This is a genomic window from Pseudomonas sp. MF08875 (assembly GCF_059862525.1).
Window position 1 is genome coordinate 9,952 of sequence record NZ_JCBCUW010000015.1, and the last position, 15,665, is coordinate 25,616.

At 65.0% G+C, this 15,665-nt stretch carries 10 protein-coding genes and 1 pseudogene; 1 reads left to right on the forward strand and 10 read right to left on the reverse strand.

Annotated features, from left to right (window positions below):
- Positions 1-285: 285 nt before the first annotated feature.
- The 6 genes from AC19YT_RS10795 to AC19YT_RS10820 all read right to left on the reverse strand — a co-directional run bounded on the left by AC19YT_RS10795 (position 286) and on the right by AC19YT_RS10820 (position 10,775).
- Positions 286-1,779, reverse strand: coding sequence for an efflux transporter outer membrane subunit (locus AC19YT_RS10795; RefSeq protein WP_500598871.1), 1,494 nt, complete (start codon positions 1,777-1,779; stop codon positions 286-288).
- A complete protein-coding gene (locus tag AC19YT_RS10800) occupies positions 1,776-4,889 on the reverse strand; it encodes an efflux RND transporter permease subunit (protein WP_095109892.1) in 3,114 nt (1,037 codons plus the stop codon). The genes AC19YT_RS10795 and AC19YT_RS10800 overlap by 4 nt, the downstream gene beginning before the upstream one ends.
- Positions 4,886-7,987 carry an MdtB/MuxB family multidrug efflux RND transporter permease subunit gene (locus AC19YT_RS10805; protein WP_095109893.1) on the reverse strand — a complete coding sequence of 1,034 codons (3,102 nt, stop codon included), beginning with the start codon at positions 7,985-7,987 and terminating at the stop codon, positions 4,886-4,888. The genes AC19YT_RS10800 and AC19YT_RS10805 overlap by 4 nt, the downstream gene beginning before the upstream one ends.
- Positions 7,984-9,288: an MdtA/MuxA family multidrug efflux RND transporter periplasmic adaptor subunit gene (locus AC19YT_RS10810; RefSeq protein WP_095109894.1), complete on the reverse strand. Its 1,305-nt coding sequence runs from the start codon at positions 9,286-9,288 to the stop codon at positions 7,984-7,986. The genes AC19YT_RS10805 and AC19YT_RS10810 overlap by 4 nt, the downstream gene beginning before the upstream one ends.
- Positions 9,289-9,460: 172 nt before the next feature.
- Positions 9,461-9,961, reverse strand: a complete 501-nt coding sequence (tpx, locus tag AC19YT_RS10815) for a thiol peroxidase (protein WP_095109895.1) — start codon at positions 9,959-9,961, stop codon at positions 9,461-9,463.
- A gap of 124 nt (positions 9,962-10,085) precedes the next feature.
- Positions 10,086-10,775, reverse strand: coding sequence for an S-type pyocin domain-containing protein (locus AC19YT_RS10820; RefSeq protein ID WP_500610221.1), 690 nt, complete (start codon positions 10,773-10,775; stop codon positions 10,086-10,088).
- A gap of 197 nt (positions 10,776-10,972) precedes the next feature.
- On the opposite strand from AC19YT_RS10820, the pseudogene AC19YT_RS10825 reads away from it, so the two are divergent.
- A pseudogene (locus AC19YT_RS10825) lies at positions 10,973-11,362 on the forward strand (spermidine synthase); the annotation flags it as partial.
- Between the two features lie 9 nt (positions 11,363-11,371).
- Here AC19YT_RS10825 and AC19YT_RS10830 read toward each other — a convergent pair.
- The 4 genes from AC19YT_RS10830 to nirA all read right to left on the reverse strand — a co-directional run bounded on the left by AC19YT_RS10830 (position 11,372) and on the right by nirA (position 15,405).
- Positions 11,372-11,536: a hypothetical protein gene (locus AC19YT_RS10830; protein ID WP_500610222.1), complete on the reverse strand. Its 165-nt coding sequence runs from the start codon at positions 11,534-11,536 to the stop codon at positions 11,372-11,374.
- 249 nt (positions 11,537-11,785) lie between these two features.
- Positions 11,786-12,457, reverse strand: a complete 672-nt coding sequence (locus AC19YT_RS10835; protein WP_095109898.1) for a DUF3313 domain-containing protein — start codon at positions 12,455-12,457, stop codon at positions 11,786-11,788.
- A 795-nt stretch (positions 12,458-13,252) separates the two neighbouring features.
- A complete protein-coding gene (locus tag AC19YT_RS10840; protein WP_500610223.1) occupies positions 13,253-13,735 on the reverse strand; it encodes a DUF934 domain-containing protein in 483 nt (160 codons plus the stop codon).
- Positions 13,732-15,405, reverse strand: a complete 1,674-nt coding sequence (gene nirA / locus AC19YT_RS10845) for a nitrite reductase NirA (protein ID WP_500610224.1) — start codon at positions 15,403-15,405, stop codon at positions 13,732-13,734. Before nirA ends, AC19YT_RS10840 begins: the two co-directional genes overlap by 4 nt.
- Positions 15,406-15,665 lie beyond the last annotated feature (260 nt).

Below are 15,665 nucleotides of genomic sequence, written 5' to 3' on the forward strand. Positions count from 1 at the left end.
CTGGCTGGCCAGCGATGGCGATCTTGCGGCCGCCGTCGCGGGCGGGCCCGCTCTCACAGAGGATGGGCCTGGCGCTGTATTTGCGGTGCCCCACCGCTGTGGGAGCCTGGCTGGCCAGCGATGGCGATCTTGCGGCCGTCATCGCGGGCGGGCCCGCTCTCACAGAGGATCGGCCTGGCGCTGTATTTGCGATGCCCCCCCCTGTGGGGGCCTGGCTGGCCAGCGTGGCGATCTTGCGGCCGCCGTCGCGGGCGGGCCCGCTCTCACCCAGGGAGTGCCCTGTGCTCAATCCGCCTCAGGTGCCTGCAACTGCCCGTCCCAGCCGCCGCCCAGGGCGGCGATCAATTGCACGCTGGCCACCAGCCGGCTTTGCAGCAGGTTGAGCACGCTGCGTTCGTTGCTCAGGGCGGTGGCCTGGACGGAGACGACGTCGAGGTAGGCAATAAGCCCGGCCTTGTACTGGTTCTGGGTCAGGCGCAGGGATTCGCGGGCCGCGTCCAGGGCTTCCTGGCGTACTGCCGCTTCGTCTTCCAGGACCTTGAGCTGCACCAGGTAGTTTTCCACTTCGCGAAAGCCGTCGAGCACGGTTTGCCGGTATTTGGCCACGGTCTGGTCGTAGGCGGCCTCGCTGCGGTCGACTTCAGCCGAGCGCTGGCCGGCGTCGAACAGGGTCATGGCCAGTTTCGGCCCCACCGACCAGAAGCGGTTGGGCAGGCTGATCCAGTCGCTGAAGGTACTGCTGCTGTAGCCGCCGGCCAGGCTCAGGGTCAGGTCCGGGAAATAGGCGGTCTTGGCCACGCCAATGTTGGCGTTGGCGGCGATCACCGCGCGTTCGGCTGAGGCGATGTCGGGGCGCCGCTCCAGCAATTGCGACGGCAGGGCCAGGGGAATGGCCGGCAGGCCAGGAATGTCCGGGGTTTCGGCCAGGCTGAACTGAGCCGGGGGCACGCCGGTGAGCACGGCGATGGCGTTTTCCAGTTGCGTCCGTTGCCAGATCAGGTCGATCAGGTCGGCCTGGGTGCTTTTGAGCTGGGTTTGCGCCTGGGCCACGGCGTCCTTGCCGGAAACCCCGGCACGGTACTGGTTCTGGGTCATGGTCAGGGAACGCTGGTACGCCTGGACCGTGGCCTCCAGCAGGCGTTTTTGCTGGTCGATGACCCGCAGTTGCAGGTAGTTCTGCACCAGTTCCGACTGCTGGCTCAGGCGCATCGCGGCGAGGTCGGCGAAGCTCGCCTCGGCGCTCGCCTCGTTAGCCTCCAGCCCCCGGCGCAACTTGCCCCAGATATCGGCCTCCCAACTGACGCCCAACTGCGCGTCGTAGGTGTCGCGGATGCCGCTGCTGGAATTGCTCAGGCTGGAACTGCTGCTGCCGGTGCCCTGGCTGGAACGGGTCTTGCCGGCGCTCAGGTCGAGTTTGGGGAACAGCGAGCCACGGGCGCTGCGCACCAGGGCCTGAGCCTGGCGGTACTGGGCTTCGGACTGGGCCACGGTCTGGTTGGCGCTGTTGAGTTTTTCGATCAGTTCGTTGAGCTGGCGGTCGCCGTACAGCTCCCACCAGGCACCGCGGGCCAGGGAATCGCTGGGGTTGGCCTGGCGCCAGCCCTCGGCCTGTTTGTACTCCAGGGGCGTGTCCAGTGCCGGGCGCTGGTAGTCCGGGCCGATGGCGCAGGCGCCGAGCATCAGCGCACACAGGCTCAGGCCCAGCAGGCGCGAACCGCGGGCCAGGGGCAGGCGTCGGGCGCCAGGCACGGCGGCGTTGGGCAGCAGGCAATCAGTCATAGCGGAGTTTCCAGAGCGGCATCGGTACGCACCCCGCGCCAGCGGTTGAAACCGTGGCGCAGGCGATCGAGATAGAGGTAGACCACCGGAGTGGTGTAAAGGGTCAGCACTTGGCTGAACACCAGCCCGCCAATGATGGTCAGGCCCAGGGGTTGGCGCATTTCCGCGCCTTCGGCGCTGCTCAGCAGCAACGGCACGGCGCCGAGGATGGCCGCCAGGGTGGTCATCAGGATCGGCCGCAAGCGCAGCAGGCAGGCGCTGCGGATCGATTCCAGCGGGCTCAGGCCCTGGTGGCGCTCCAGTTGCAGCGCCAGGTCGATCATCAAAATGGCGTTCTTCTTCACCACGCCGATGAGCAGGAACAGCCCCAACAGGGAGATCAGGCTGAACTCACCGCCCAACGCGTAGATCGACAGCAGCGCACCCACGCCGGCCGAGGGCAAGGTGGAGAGGATGGTCAGCGGGTGAATGTAGCTTTCATACAGCACCCCCAGCACCAGATACACCGCCAGCAGCGCACCGAGGATCATCAGCGGCTGGCTCTTTTGCGTTTCGGCGAAGGCGTCGGCGTTGCCGGCCATTTTCGCGGTGACGCCTTCGGGCAGGCCGATTTTCGCCACGGCCCGCTCGATAGCCGCCGAACCCTGCTCCAGGGTCACGCCTTCGGCCATGTCGAAGGAGATGTTCTCGGCGGCGAACTGTTCTTCGTGGGTGACACGGTCGTTTTCCAGGCTGCTTTCGTAGTGGGCGAAGGTGGACAGTGGCACCCGGGCGCCGTCGGCGGTAATCACCTGCACCTGGTTGAGGGTGCTGGGGTCTTGGGCGTACTTGGGGTTGACCTCCATCACCACGCGGTACTGGTTGAGGCTGTCGTAGATGGTGGAGATCTGCCGCTGGCTGTAGGCGTTGTTGAGCACCGAGGTGACCATGGCCATGTCGATGCCCAGGCGCTTGGCTTGGTCACGGTCGACGATCAGGGTGATCTGCTGCGCGCCGTCGCCGTCGTGGGCATCCACCGCCGTCAGCTCGGGCAGGGCCTTGAGGGCCGCCGACACTTTCGGGTACCACTGGCGCAACGCACTGAGGTCGCCGCTCTGGACGATGTAGGTGTACTGCGAGCTGTTCTGCCCGCCTCCGCCGCCACCGCCGAATTGCAAGTCCTGGTCGGCCATGAGGAACAGTTGCCCGCCCGGCACCTTGGGCATGTCCTTGCGCAGGCGCTCGATGACTTTTTGCGCGGAAATGCGCCGCTCTTCGATGGGTTTGAGGCGCACCAGCATAAAGGCGTTGTTGATGCCGTTGCTGCCGCCGATAAAGCCCGCCACGCTCTGCACCGCCGGGTCGCGCAGGACGGCACGGCGGTAGGTTTCCATCTTCGGCTGCATCACGTTGAACGACAGGCCATCGTCGCCGCGCACAAAACCGATCAGTTGCCCGGTGTCCTGCTGGGGCATGAAGGTCTTGGGCACCACCACATACAGGGCGACGTTGACGCCGATGGTCAGCAGCAGGCTCAACAGGGTCAGGCGCCGATGGCGCAGCACCCAGTCCAGGCTGGTGGCGTAGCGGCTGACCATCCATTCGTTGGCCCGTTGGCTGGCCCGTTGCAGGCGGTTTTCGCGGCCCGGCACATGGGGTTTGAGCCAGCGCGCGCAGAGCATGGGGGTGAGGGTCAAAGACACCAGCAGCGAGACCAGGATCGCCGCCGCCAGGGTGATGGAGAATTCGCGGAACAGGCTTTCAATAATCCCGCCCATGAACAGGATCGACAGGAACACCACCACCAGCGAGACGTTCATCGACAACAGGGTAAAACCCACTTCCTTGGTGCCCAGGTACGCGGCCTTGAGCGGCGCGACGCCTTCGTCGATGTGCCGGGAGATGTTCTCCAGCACCACGATGGCGTCGTCCACCACCAGGCCGGTGGCGAGGATCAGCGCCATCAGGCTCAGGTTGTTCAGGGAAAACCCGTACAGGTACATGATCGCGAACGTGCCCACCAGCGACACCGGCACCGCCAGGGTGGGGATCAGCGAGGCGCGGAAATTGCCGAGGAACAGGTACACCACCAGGATCACCAAGGCCACGGCGATCAGCAGGGTCATTTCCGCTTCGTGCAGGGTGGCCTTGATGACGGGCGAGCGGTCCATGGCCACGTTCAGTTGCACGCTGGCCGGCAGCAACGCCTGCAACGCCGGGAGCTGGTCCTTGATCTGCGCCACGGTTTCGATGATGTTGGCGCCGCTCTGGCGGTTGACTACCAGCAGCACCGCCGCGTCGTCGTTGAAAAAACCGCTGTTGTAGCGGTCCTCGACGCCGTCGCGCACGCTGGCCACGTCCCTGAGGCGCAGGGCCGAGCCGTTCTGGTAGCGGATTATCAGCGAGCTGTAGTCCTTGGCCTTTTCCAACTGGTCGTTGGCCTGGATCTGCCACATGCGCTCGGCGTCCGCCACCGAGCCCTTGGGCCGGCGCACGTTGGCGTTGGCGATGGTGTCGCGCACTTCGTCCAGGGCCACGCCGTACTGGTTGAGCAGTTGTGGCTCCAGTTCGATACGCACCGCCGGCAGGGAACTGCCGCCGATCTGCACTTCGCCCACGCCCGGCACCTGGGCCAGGCTCTGGGACAGGATGGTGGACGCCAGGTCGTAGAGCTGGCCCTTTTCCAGCACGTCGGAGGTCAGCGACAGCACCATGATCGGCGCCTGGGACGGGTTGACCTTCTTGTAGGTGGGCATGCTGCGCATGCCACTGGGCAGCAGGTTGCGCGAGGCGTTGATGGCCGCTTGCACCTCCCGCGCCGCGCCGTTGATGTCGCGGCCCATCTCGAACTCCAGGATGACCCGGGTCGAGCCCTGGCTGGAGCGGCTGCTCATGCTGTTGATGCCGGCGATGGCACCGAAGGAACGCTCCAAAGGCGTGGCCACCGTGGACGCCATCACCTCGGGGCTGGCCCCCGGCAGGCTGGCCTGCACCACGATCACCGGGAAATCCATCTGCGGCAGCGGCGCCACCGGCAGCAGGCCGAAGCTCAAGCCGCCCAGCAGCATGATGGCCAGGCTCAGGAGCATGGTCGCCACGGGGCGCTTGATGAAGGGGCCGGACAGGTTCATGGCTCAACCGGCTCCAGGCGATCCGGCGCGGGGCGCCAGCGGCGGCCCAAACGGTCGAAATACAGGTAGATCACCGGTGTGGTGAACAGGGTCAGCACCTGGCTCACCAGCAGCCCGCCCACCATCACCAGGCCCAGGGGTTGGCGCAGTTCGGCGCCGGAACCGGTGGCAAGCATCAACGGCACGGCGCCGAACAACGCCGCCAGGGTGGTCATCAGGATGGGCCGGAACCGCAGCAGCGCGGCCTGGTAGATCGCCGTTTGCGGGTCCAGGCCCTGGTGGCGTTCGGCGTCGAGGGCGAAGTCGATCATCATGATCGCGTTCTTCTTGACGATGCCGATCAGCAGGATGATGCCGATGATGGCGATCATCCCCAGGTCGTTGCCGCTGAGCAGCAAGGCCAGCAAGGCGCCCACCGCCGCCGAGGGCAACGTGGAGAGAATGGTGATCGGGTGGATGTAGCTCTCGTAGAGCACGCCGAGCACGATGTACATGGTCACCACCGCCGCCAGGATCAGCAGCAAGGTACTCGACAGCGACGCCTCGAACGCCTGGGCCGCGCCCTGGAACTGGGTTTGCACACCCAGGGGCATGCCGATGTCGCGCTGCACCTGGTTAATCAGCTCCACGGCTTGGCCCAGCGCCACGCCGGGGGCCAGGTTGAACGACATCATCACCGCCGGGAACTGGCCGATGTGGGTAATGGCCAGTTGCGCCTGGCGCTCTTCAACATGGGCCAGGCTGGAGAGGCGCACCTGGACGCCGTCGGTGGTCTTGACGTGGATCTGGTCCAGGGCCTGGGGCCCGATTTTTTCCCCGGCCTGGGCCTGGAGCACTACGCGGTACTGGCTGGCCTGGGTGTAGATGGTGGAAATCTGCCGCTGGCCGAAGGCGTCGTACAACGCGTCGGTGATGTTGGCCACCGACACCCCCACGCGCGAGGCGGCGTCGCGGTCGATCACCAGGTACACCTGCAAGCCTTTGTCCTGCAGGTCGCTGGCCACATCGGTGAGTTCCGGGCGGTCCACCAGGGCCTGCACCAGCCGTGCGCTCCACAGGCTGAGCAGGTCGGCGTCCGGCGACGACATGCTGAACTGGTACTGGGTGCGGCTGACCCGGTCTTCGATGGTCAAGTCCTGCACCGGTTGCATGAACAAGCGAATGCCCACCAATTGGTTGACCTTGGGTTGCAACCGCGCGATCACCTCGGCGGCACTCAGGTCGCGCTCGCCGTGGGGCTTGAGGTTAATCAGCAGGCGCCCGCTGTTGAGGGTGGCGTTGTCGCCGTCCACACCGATGTAGGACGACAGGCTCTGCACCGCCGGGTCTTGCAGGACAATGGCGGCCAACGCTTGCTGGCGCTGGCTCATGGCGGTGAAGGACACCGATTGCGGCGCCTCGGAAATGCCCTGGATCACCCCAGTGTCCTGCACCGGGAAAAAGCCCTTGGGCACCATCAGGTACAGCACCACGGTCAGCCCCAGGGTGGCGACGGCCACCAGCAGGGTCAGCGGTTGATGCTTGAGCACCCACTGCAATTTGCGCCCGTAGGCGGCCACCATCCACTCCAGGCAGGCCCCGCTGGCGCGGTAGAAGCGGCCCTGCTCCTCTGCCTTGGGCTCGCGCTTGAGCAGGCGCGCGCACATCATCGGCGTGAGGGTCAGGGACACCACCAGGGAAATCAGGATCGCCACCGCCAGGGTGATGGCGAACTCGCGAAACAGCCGCCCCACCACGTCGGCCATGAACAGCAGCGGGATCAGCACCGCGATCAGCGACAGGGTCAGCGACACCAAGGTGAAACCGATCTGCTTGGCCCCCTTGAGCGCGGCCTGCATCGGGCTTTCGCCCTCCTCGATGTAGCGCGAGATGTTCTCCAGCATGACGATGGCGTCGTCCACCACAAACCCGGTGGCGATGGTCAGGGCCATCAGGGTCAGGTTGTTGATGGAGAACCCGGCCAGGTACATCACGCCGAAGGTGCCGATCAGCGACAACGGCACGGCAATCGAAGGAATCAGGGTGGCGCTGGCGCGGCGCAGGAACAGGAACGTGACCATCACCACCAGGGCAATGGCGATCAGCAATTCATGCTGCACATCGGTGACCGAGGCGCGGATGGTCTGGGTGCGGTCGGTGAGCACTGCCACCTCGAGGCCGGCGGGCAGGTTGTCGGTGATGCCCGGCAGCATGGCCTTGATCCGGTCCACCACCTCGATCACGTTGGCCCCGGGTTGGCGCTGGATATTGAGCAACACCGCTTGGTTCTGGTTGGCCCAGGCCGCCAGGCGTTCGTTCTCGGCGCCATCGACGATCTCGGCAACATCCTTCAAGCGCAGGGGCGCGCCGTCCTTGTAGGCGAGGATCAGTTCGGCGTAGTCCTTGGGCGAGGTCAACTGGTCGTTGGCATCGAGCATCGACACCCGGGTCGGGCCGTCGAAGTTGCCCTTGGGCTGGTTGACGTTGGAGGCGCCGATGAGGCTGCGCACATCCGCCAGGTTCAGGCCATTGGCGGCCAGGGCCTGGGGGTTGACCTTGATCCGCACAGCCTGGCGCTGGCCACCGGCGATGCTGACCATGCCCACGCCGCTGATCTGCGCAATGCGCTGGGCCATGCGGGTGTCGACCAGGTCATTGAGCTTGGGCAGCGGCAGGGTCTTGGACGTGATGGCCAGGGTCAGCACCGGGGTGTCTGCCGGGTTGACCTTGTTGTACACCGGCGGCGCCGGCAGGTCATTGGGCAGCAGGTTGCTGGCAGCGTTGATCGCGGCCTGCACTTCTTGCTCGGCCACGTCCATATTGATGTCGAGGTTAAAGCGCAGGGTCAGCACCGAAGCGCCGCCGCTGCTGGTGGAGGCCATCTGGGTCAGGCCCGGCATCTGCCCGAACTGGCGTTCCAGCGGCGCGGTGACCGCGCTGGTCATCACGTCCGGGCTGGCGCCGGGGTACAGGGTCATGACGCGGATGGTCGGGTAATCCACCTGGGGCAAGGCCGAAACCGGCAGCATGCGGTAGGCGATCAGGCCGGCCAGGACAATGGCCAGCATGCTCAGCGTGGTGGCGACCGGGCGAAGGATAAACAGCCGCGAGAGGTTCATGCGCCGCCCTTTTGCGCCTTGGCCGGATCAACCACCGCACTGCCCGGCGCGCCCTTGAGCTGCTCGCTGGGGCCGGCCGGCACCTGCTGTGGGTCGTTGACCACTTCCACCAGGGTGTCGGCCTTGAGGCGGTCGGTGCCTTCGAGCACCACCCGCTCGCCCGGCGCCAGGCCTTCGCTGACCACGGTGTGCTCGCCGTCGCTGATACCGACCTTGAGCACCCGTACCTGAACCTTATTCTCGGCACCGACCACATAGACAAAAGTGCCGTCGTTGCCGAATTGAATCGCCGCCGCCGGGGCCAGCACCACCTCTTTAAGGGTGTCGGCCAGCAGGCGCACATTGACGAACTGGTTGGGGAACAGCGCGCTGTCGCGGTTCTCGTAGCGGGCCTTGAATTTCAGGGTGCCGGTGGCGACGTCGATCTGGTTGTCCAGGCTTTGCAGCACGCCGCTGGCCTGCAACTTGAGGTCGCCGCGGTCCCACGCCTCCACTGGCAACTTGGCGCCGGCGCGATAACGCTCCAGCACGGTGCTCAAGCTGTTTTCCGGCAGGGTGAAGGCGACATTGATCGGCTGGGTCTGGGTGATGACCACCAGCGCCGTGGTGTCGTTGGCCGCCACCAGGTTACCCACGTCCAGTTGGCGCAGGCCCAGGCGCCCGGCGATCGGGGCGCGGATGCGGGTGAAGTCCAGGTTCAACTGGGCGTCATTGACCGCTGCCTGGTTGGTTTTGACCGTGCCCTGGTACTGGCCCACCAGCGCGGCGGCGGTGTCCAGGGTCTGCTTGGCGATGCTGTCTTCGGCATACAGGCCGCGATAGCGCTCCAGGTCCACTTGGGCGTTCTTCAATTGCGCCTGGTTTTGCAGCAACGTGCCCTGGGCCTGGAGCAAGGCGTTCTGGTACGGGCGTGGGTCGATCTCGGCCAGCAGGTCACCGGCCTTGACCATCTGCCCCTCCTGGAAGTGGATCTTCACCAGCTCCCCCGCCACGCGGCTGCGCACATTAATCGTGTTCAACGCCGTGACCGTGCCCAAGGCCTTGTAGTACAGCGGGAAATCCCCACGGGTGGCGGGCGCCACGCGCACCGGCACCGCCGCCGTGGAACCACCGAAACCGGGGCGCATCATGCCGGACTTGCCCATTTTCCCGGCCGGTTTCTGCCCGGCGCTGTCGCCCTGCTCGGCACCGGCCGGCCAGAACTTCCAGCACAACAGCGCGACAACCAACAGGATGAGCAGGCCAAACAGCCAGCGGCGGGAATTACGGGAAGCAAAGGATTGCATGGAGAGATCAACCATTGGGCGCGTAGGCATCTTTACGGGAGGCTGAAAGATAAGCACTGGCGGGGAATTAGCAAAGCGCCTTTACCGGCAATTTACCTTGGGCGCTCGTTTACGGTGTTTGCTAAACCATTGAGCACAAATGAAAACGGCCTGGACAGAGCCAGGCCGCGCAAAAGTTTAATGCCTGTTACTTCAATACGGCCAGGGCCGCGTCGTAATTAGGCTCCTCGGCGATTTCACCCACCAGTTCGCTGTGCAGCACACGGTCGTTTTCATCCAGCACCACCACCGCACGGGCAGTCAGGCCGGCCAACGGGCCGTCGGCGATGGCTACGCCGTAGTTTTCGATGAACTCGCGGCCGCGCAGGGTCGACAGGTTCTGCACGTTTTCCAGGCCTTCGGCGCCGCAGAAACGGGCTTGGGCGAACGGCAGGTCAGCCGAGATGCACAGCACCACGGTGTTTTCCAGTTGGCTTGCCTGTTCGTTGAACTTACGCACAGAGGTGGCGCAGGTTGGCGTATCGACGCTTGGGAAAATGTTCAGCACTTTGCGCTTGCCGGCGAAGCTGGCCAGGGGGGTGTCGGCCAGGTTGCCTGCCACAAGGGAAAACGCAGGTGCCTGGGTGCCGACTTGTGGCAGCTGGCCGTTGACCTGGACAGGGTTGCCTTTGAGGGTGACTTGAGCCATGCACGCATTCCTTATATGGATGATTTTGGGTGTGTCAGGGAGGCCGAAGTTAACCACGAAACCCTCTGCTCGGCCTATCCCAACCTGTCGACAGACATTTCTTCAATTACCTGAGGCAAGTGCCTTAAGCCGTGGAGGAGCTTTGCCCTGATGCCGCGATGGAAAACTCATGGCGGTTCCTCAGCATCACGTACAACGGCGCCACACCTGAATCGGCAGGAAAAACCACCACGTAATCATCAAACGCCACCTGCGCCTCACCGCCCAGGGCTTCCAATAACGGTACCGAGGGCGTTTCGACGAAGCCCAACCTGCGCTCGGTGCTCGACGCCTGCCCGGTGGCGTCCCCCTGTGTTTTCGCCACTGCCCAACTGAGGGTGTCGCCGCCTACACCATCGGCGGTGAAACGCACTGCGTTGCGCGGCGCGTCCCAATGGGCCGCCCGCACCCTGACCCTGCCGGGGGTTGCAGCGATGGCCACCTGCAACAACTCCAGCACCGGGCTCAAACCCCGCGACCGCGTGCCGGGGGCCACCGCGTAGCGGCCACTGAACAGCCTCAGGGGCAGCTCAACCTCACCCTGAGCCGTGGCCAACGCGTGCCAGTCGACTCCCTCGACGGGCATCAGCTCAGCCAGCGGTAGGCTGACGCCATACATCTGGGTTTCAGCACGGCTGCGATAGCCAAAACGCAACACCACGGCATACGGCCCACTGCCCGCCTCCTCGCTGGAGGCGACCTGCCAGGTGAGTTCCGCTACCGCCGAACGCAGGGGCGCGCCGGGACATCCCTCACAGCCGTCGACAGTTGGCAAGGCGCCTGGCCCGGCCCGCTGCCCTGCTGTATGCGTTGCGCCACCAGTTGCCGTTACGCGCGCTCAAGCACCTGCGATAGCTGAGCCCCCCACTGCTGACGCTGGAGCGTTGATCGCCGCCAACTGCGCCCGGTAACGCTCCTCGGTGCTGCTGGCCTGCTGCACGATGCTCTGCCATTGAGCCTGGTCGGCACGGGCGCAGCGCCCTGCAAGAGGTGGGCGTGGGCTCCACTGCGGCGCTGCTGGCCACGTGGGTCACCGACCGTGCCGGCCTGGAGCGCTTCGCCGCCGGGGCCCTGGCGGTGACCGATGACCAGCCGCGCATCGAGTACGCGCCCTGGGTGCGCAGCCAGGAGATCACCCGGGTGCTGCCGGCGCTGCTCGACCTGCGTCAGGCGCCGGTATTGCACAATGCCGACGCCGCGTTCGACGCGCGCATGGACCGCCACCAGCGGCGCCTGATGCAGTTCTACCGCGCCAGCCTGCACGCCTACGCCGGTGATCGCGCAGCCTGGGCGCGGGACATCCGCGAAGTGATGGCCGGCGACAGCGCCAACCCCTATTACCGTTGGTTTATCGGGCAATGAAACGGCCGTTCAAAGGATGTGCGCCACCAGGCCGACCGGGCCGTTGACCACGTTAAAGCGCACCCATTCGCCCTCCTTCACCTTCCTGGCGGGGCTGTACAACGGCAGCAAGGTGCCGTCGGGCTGACGCACCACCAAAAACCCCCTGACCTTGCACACCTCGCCTTCGAACACGGTTTTGCTCCTGACACTCGAGTGCGGCATCAGACACCATCGCCAGTCGATTGGCTACAACGCACCGACAGCAGCCCCAACACGGCATTGCGCCGGGCACCGTTTACGGCCGCTGCGCAGCCGAGCGCGGGTAAACCCGCTTGCTACAAAAAAGGTGGCGCGCGCCACGGGGCGCTCACCCCGCCCCCGTAGGCGCCTGGCTTGCCAGCGCCCACAGGGATGGGCGTAGCAAGGGTGGGGGGGGGGAAGTTACTGGGCCTTGAGCTTGAGGTAGGACTGGTGCAGATCCGCCGCCCAGCCGTCGATGACGTTTTTCACGTCAGTGGCTTTCATCACTTGGGAATCGTTTTCCAGCGGCTTGCCGGTGCCTTTGCGCACCACTTGGGCCAGTACTTTGTGGGTGCCGCCGTCGAGGAACACCGCTTCGGTGGCCAGGTCGGTTTCCTGGTCGCGGATGCCACTGGCGGTGCTTACGGCTGCGGCCACCAGGGCAATCGGGATCACTTCATAGGCCTTGAGGCCTTCGGTCTTGCTGCTGACGGCGGTGATGGCCGCGCGCACCACGATCACACCCGGGCCTGGGGCATTGGCCAGGGGCAGGGATTTACTGATTTCCCGCTTGAGGGCCTGGTCGTAGTAGCTGGTGATGCCTGACAGGGTGCTTTGAGGGATTTTCACCGTGGGCTGGGGTTGCGGGTAGAGCTGGGTCGGTTCGACGTAGACACTGGTGTACTGGCCCACCTTCAGGCTGGGGTCGACCCAGCGCATCACGTCCACGCCCGAGGGCGACTTGGCTTCCTTGAGGCGGCTGTAGTCCTTGAGGAACCCGGAGTAGTCCTCAGGCTGGGTCACCTTGCTGGAACAGCCCACCACTGCGACGCAAGCGACGCATAGCGCGCTAACCATTAGTCCAAGCTTCATGCTGTAGCTCCTGTCAGATGACCGGCAACGGTACGGGAATAAAGGAACCTTAGGTATAGCCAAGCTTCAGACTTTTAGTGAGGCGCGCAGCGAATATTCATTTAGCGCTGTGGGGTATTTCACACCCCTCATTTGACAGACCGCCGCTGGGCGTCAAAGCTGCACCCAGCCTCGCCCGCCCCGACAGGTCGAAGCCTCTGGACTACGGAAGTTGCAATGCCCAAACCTAAAAATAATGCTGCTGCGCCACGTCCTGATTCGCCCGCCCCCGCCACTAACCGCTACCTGTTCCCCGTCACTGCCCCGTGCGGGTGCTGCTGATCGCGGCCATGGGCGGGTTTCTGCTCGCCAGCCAACCCGCGCCGGCAAAGCATGTCGATGAAACCCAATGCCAAACCTGCCACAGCACGCAGGCACAGGCCTGGCAAGTCTCCCACCATCGATGGCGATGCAGGTGGCCGACGCGCAAACGGTGCTGGGCAAGATGGCTAGCGTGACGTTCAAGGGCGAAAACGAAACCACCCGGTTCCTTCGCCAAGGCCAAGCGTTGTGGGTCATGGCTATCGCGGGCGGGCCCGCTCCCACAGAGAAGGCCAGGAACGGCCCATCCATCATGGGTGACCCGCCACACAGTTGAACTGCGGTGTGGGTGGGATTTTCATTTTCCTCTGTGGGAGCGAGCCTGCTCGCGATGGCGGCACTGTGTAGCGGTGACGAAGGCTAGGGGTAAGACAGTTGCTCCCCACAATGGCCGGCCTCCCATCCCCTACAGGCCATGCACGGTGGGCTTGGGGTTCAGCGCCGGCGAAACAGCGGGCGCGGTTCGATGGCGCTGCGGCCGTAGTGCACGCTCATGCCGGCCAGGCCTTTGAGGGCGTCTTCGGCGCATTTGTCTTTACGCACGGCGAAGGCGTCGAAACCGCATTGGCGCATGTGGCTGAGCTGGTCGCGCAGCACATCGCCAATGGCGCGCAGTTGCCCTTGCCAGCCCAGGCGCGTGCGCAGCAGGTAGGCCTGGCTGTAGGCGCGGCCGTCGCGAAAACTGGGGAAGTCCAGGGCAATCAGCGGCAGTTGCGCCAGCCACGGCGCCAGGCTTTGTACCTCATCGTCCGGCCCCAGCCACACGCCGTCTTCGCCGCGGTGATAGAGCAGCCACAGCGCCAGCGGCAGGATCGCCGGCCCGGCGGGCAGTGGCGCTTGGGGGTCGCGCAGCAAGGTCCAGGGGTCGTCGCCGACGATCCGCGCCTCGGCGCCGTACAGGCGCAGCAGGTTGTTCATGCCGACACCTCCAGGGCCGCGCCGTACACCCGCTCCTTGAACGGCTCCAGGCCAATGCGTTGCACGGTGTCGATGAACAGTTCCTCGCTTTCGCGGTAGCGCACGAAGGTGGCGATGATGTGTTCGATCACGCTTGGCACTTCCTCGGCACTGAAGGACGGGCCGATGACTTTGCCCAGCGCACTGTTGTTGCCCTGGGCGCCGCCGAGGGTGATCTGGAACCACTCGCTGCCGTTTTTATCCACCCCCAGGATGCCGATGTTGCCGATGTGGTGGTGGCCGCAGGCGTTCATGCAGCCAGAGATGTTCAGGCTGATGTCCCCCAGGTCGTGGAGAAAATCCAATTGCTGGAAACGGCCCTGGATCGACTGGGCAATGGGGATCGAGCGGGCATTGGCCAGGGCGCAGAAATCGCCGCCCGGGCAGGCAATGATGTCGGTCAGCAGGCCGACGTTGGCGCTGCCCAAACCGTGCGCACATGCCTGCTGCCACAGGGCATGTAGGGCCGCCTTAGGCACGTCCGGGAGGATGATGTTCTGTTCGTGGGCGATGCGGATTTCGCCAAAACCAAACTGCTCGGACCAATCGGCGACAGCGTCCATCTGCGCGGCGGTGACGTCGCCCGGTGGCGCGCCCGGGCCCGGCTTGGTCGATAGCACCACGCTGGTGTAGCCCGCCACTTTGTGCGGCTGCACGTTGCGCGCCACCCAGCGGGCGAAGGCCGGGCTGTCGCTCAGGTGCGTGCCAAAGTTCAGGTCGGTGTCGGCCAGGCTCTGATAGCACGGCCTGACGAAGGCCTCGGCCACCCGCTGGTATTCGGCCTCGGTGAGTTGCGCCGGGCCGTCCTTGAGGTGCTGCCATTCCTCTTCGACTTCCCGGGCGAAGGCCTCGATGCCCAGGGCCTTGACCAGGATCTTGATGCGCGCCTTGTACTTGTTGTCGCGCCGCCCGTGGCGGTTGTACACCCGCAGCACCGCCTCGACGTACGACAGCAGGTGCTGCCACTCCAGGCCTTCGCGGATCGGCTGGCTGAGGATCGGCGTGCGCCCCAGCCCCCCGCCGACCATCACCCGCAGGCGCATTTGCGCGGCGCCGTCGCGGTAAAGGTAGAGGCCGATGTCGTGCATCATGATCGCCGCGCGGTCCTGTTCGGCCGAGCAGATGGCGATCTTGAACTTGCGCGGCAGGAACAGGAATTCGGGGTTGATGGTGGACCATTGGCGCAGGATCTCGGCCAGCGGCCGCGGGTCGATCAACTCGTCGGCGGCCACCCCGGCGAAAGCCTCGGTGGTGATGTTGCGCACGCAGTTGCCGGAGGTCTGGATGGCGTGCATGTCGACGGCGGCCAAGCGTTCGAGGATGTCCGGCACCTGGGCCAGTTCGATCCAGTTGAACTGCATGTTCTGGCGCGTGGTGAAGTGGCCGTAGCCACGGTCGAAATCCCGGGCGATGCCGGCCAGGGTACGCAACTGCGCCGCGCCCAGGGTGCCGTAGGGGATCGCCACGCGCAGCATGTAGGCGTGCTTTTGCAGGTACAGGCCGTTTTGCAGGCGCAGGGGCAGGAACTCTTCTTCGCTCAACTCGCCGGCCGTAAAACGCCGGACCTGGTCGCGAAACTGCGCCACCCGCTCCAGCACCAGGGCCCGGTCGTAATCGTCGTACTGGTACATGTGGCTACCTCATCAATCAGCACTGGCCGCGCTCTGTCGGCGGGCTTCACGGGGTTGCCACTATGGCCCAGCAGCTCAGTCGCTTAAAGATTCAGGTACAGCCATAAAAACCATATCAGCGATGCAAAACCCTTAACTGGCTTGCTCTAAATCTGATCCGTATTAATGCAGTTTTTCTGAGTCTGTTTTGTTTCGCCCACGGTTTCTACAGTAAGTCCCCCTGCCAGACCGGGTGGCCTGGCAAGACTTTGTTTGCAACC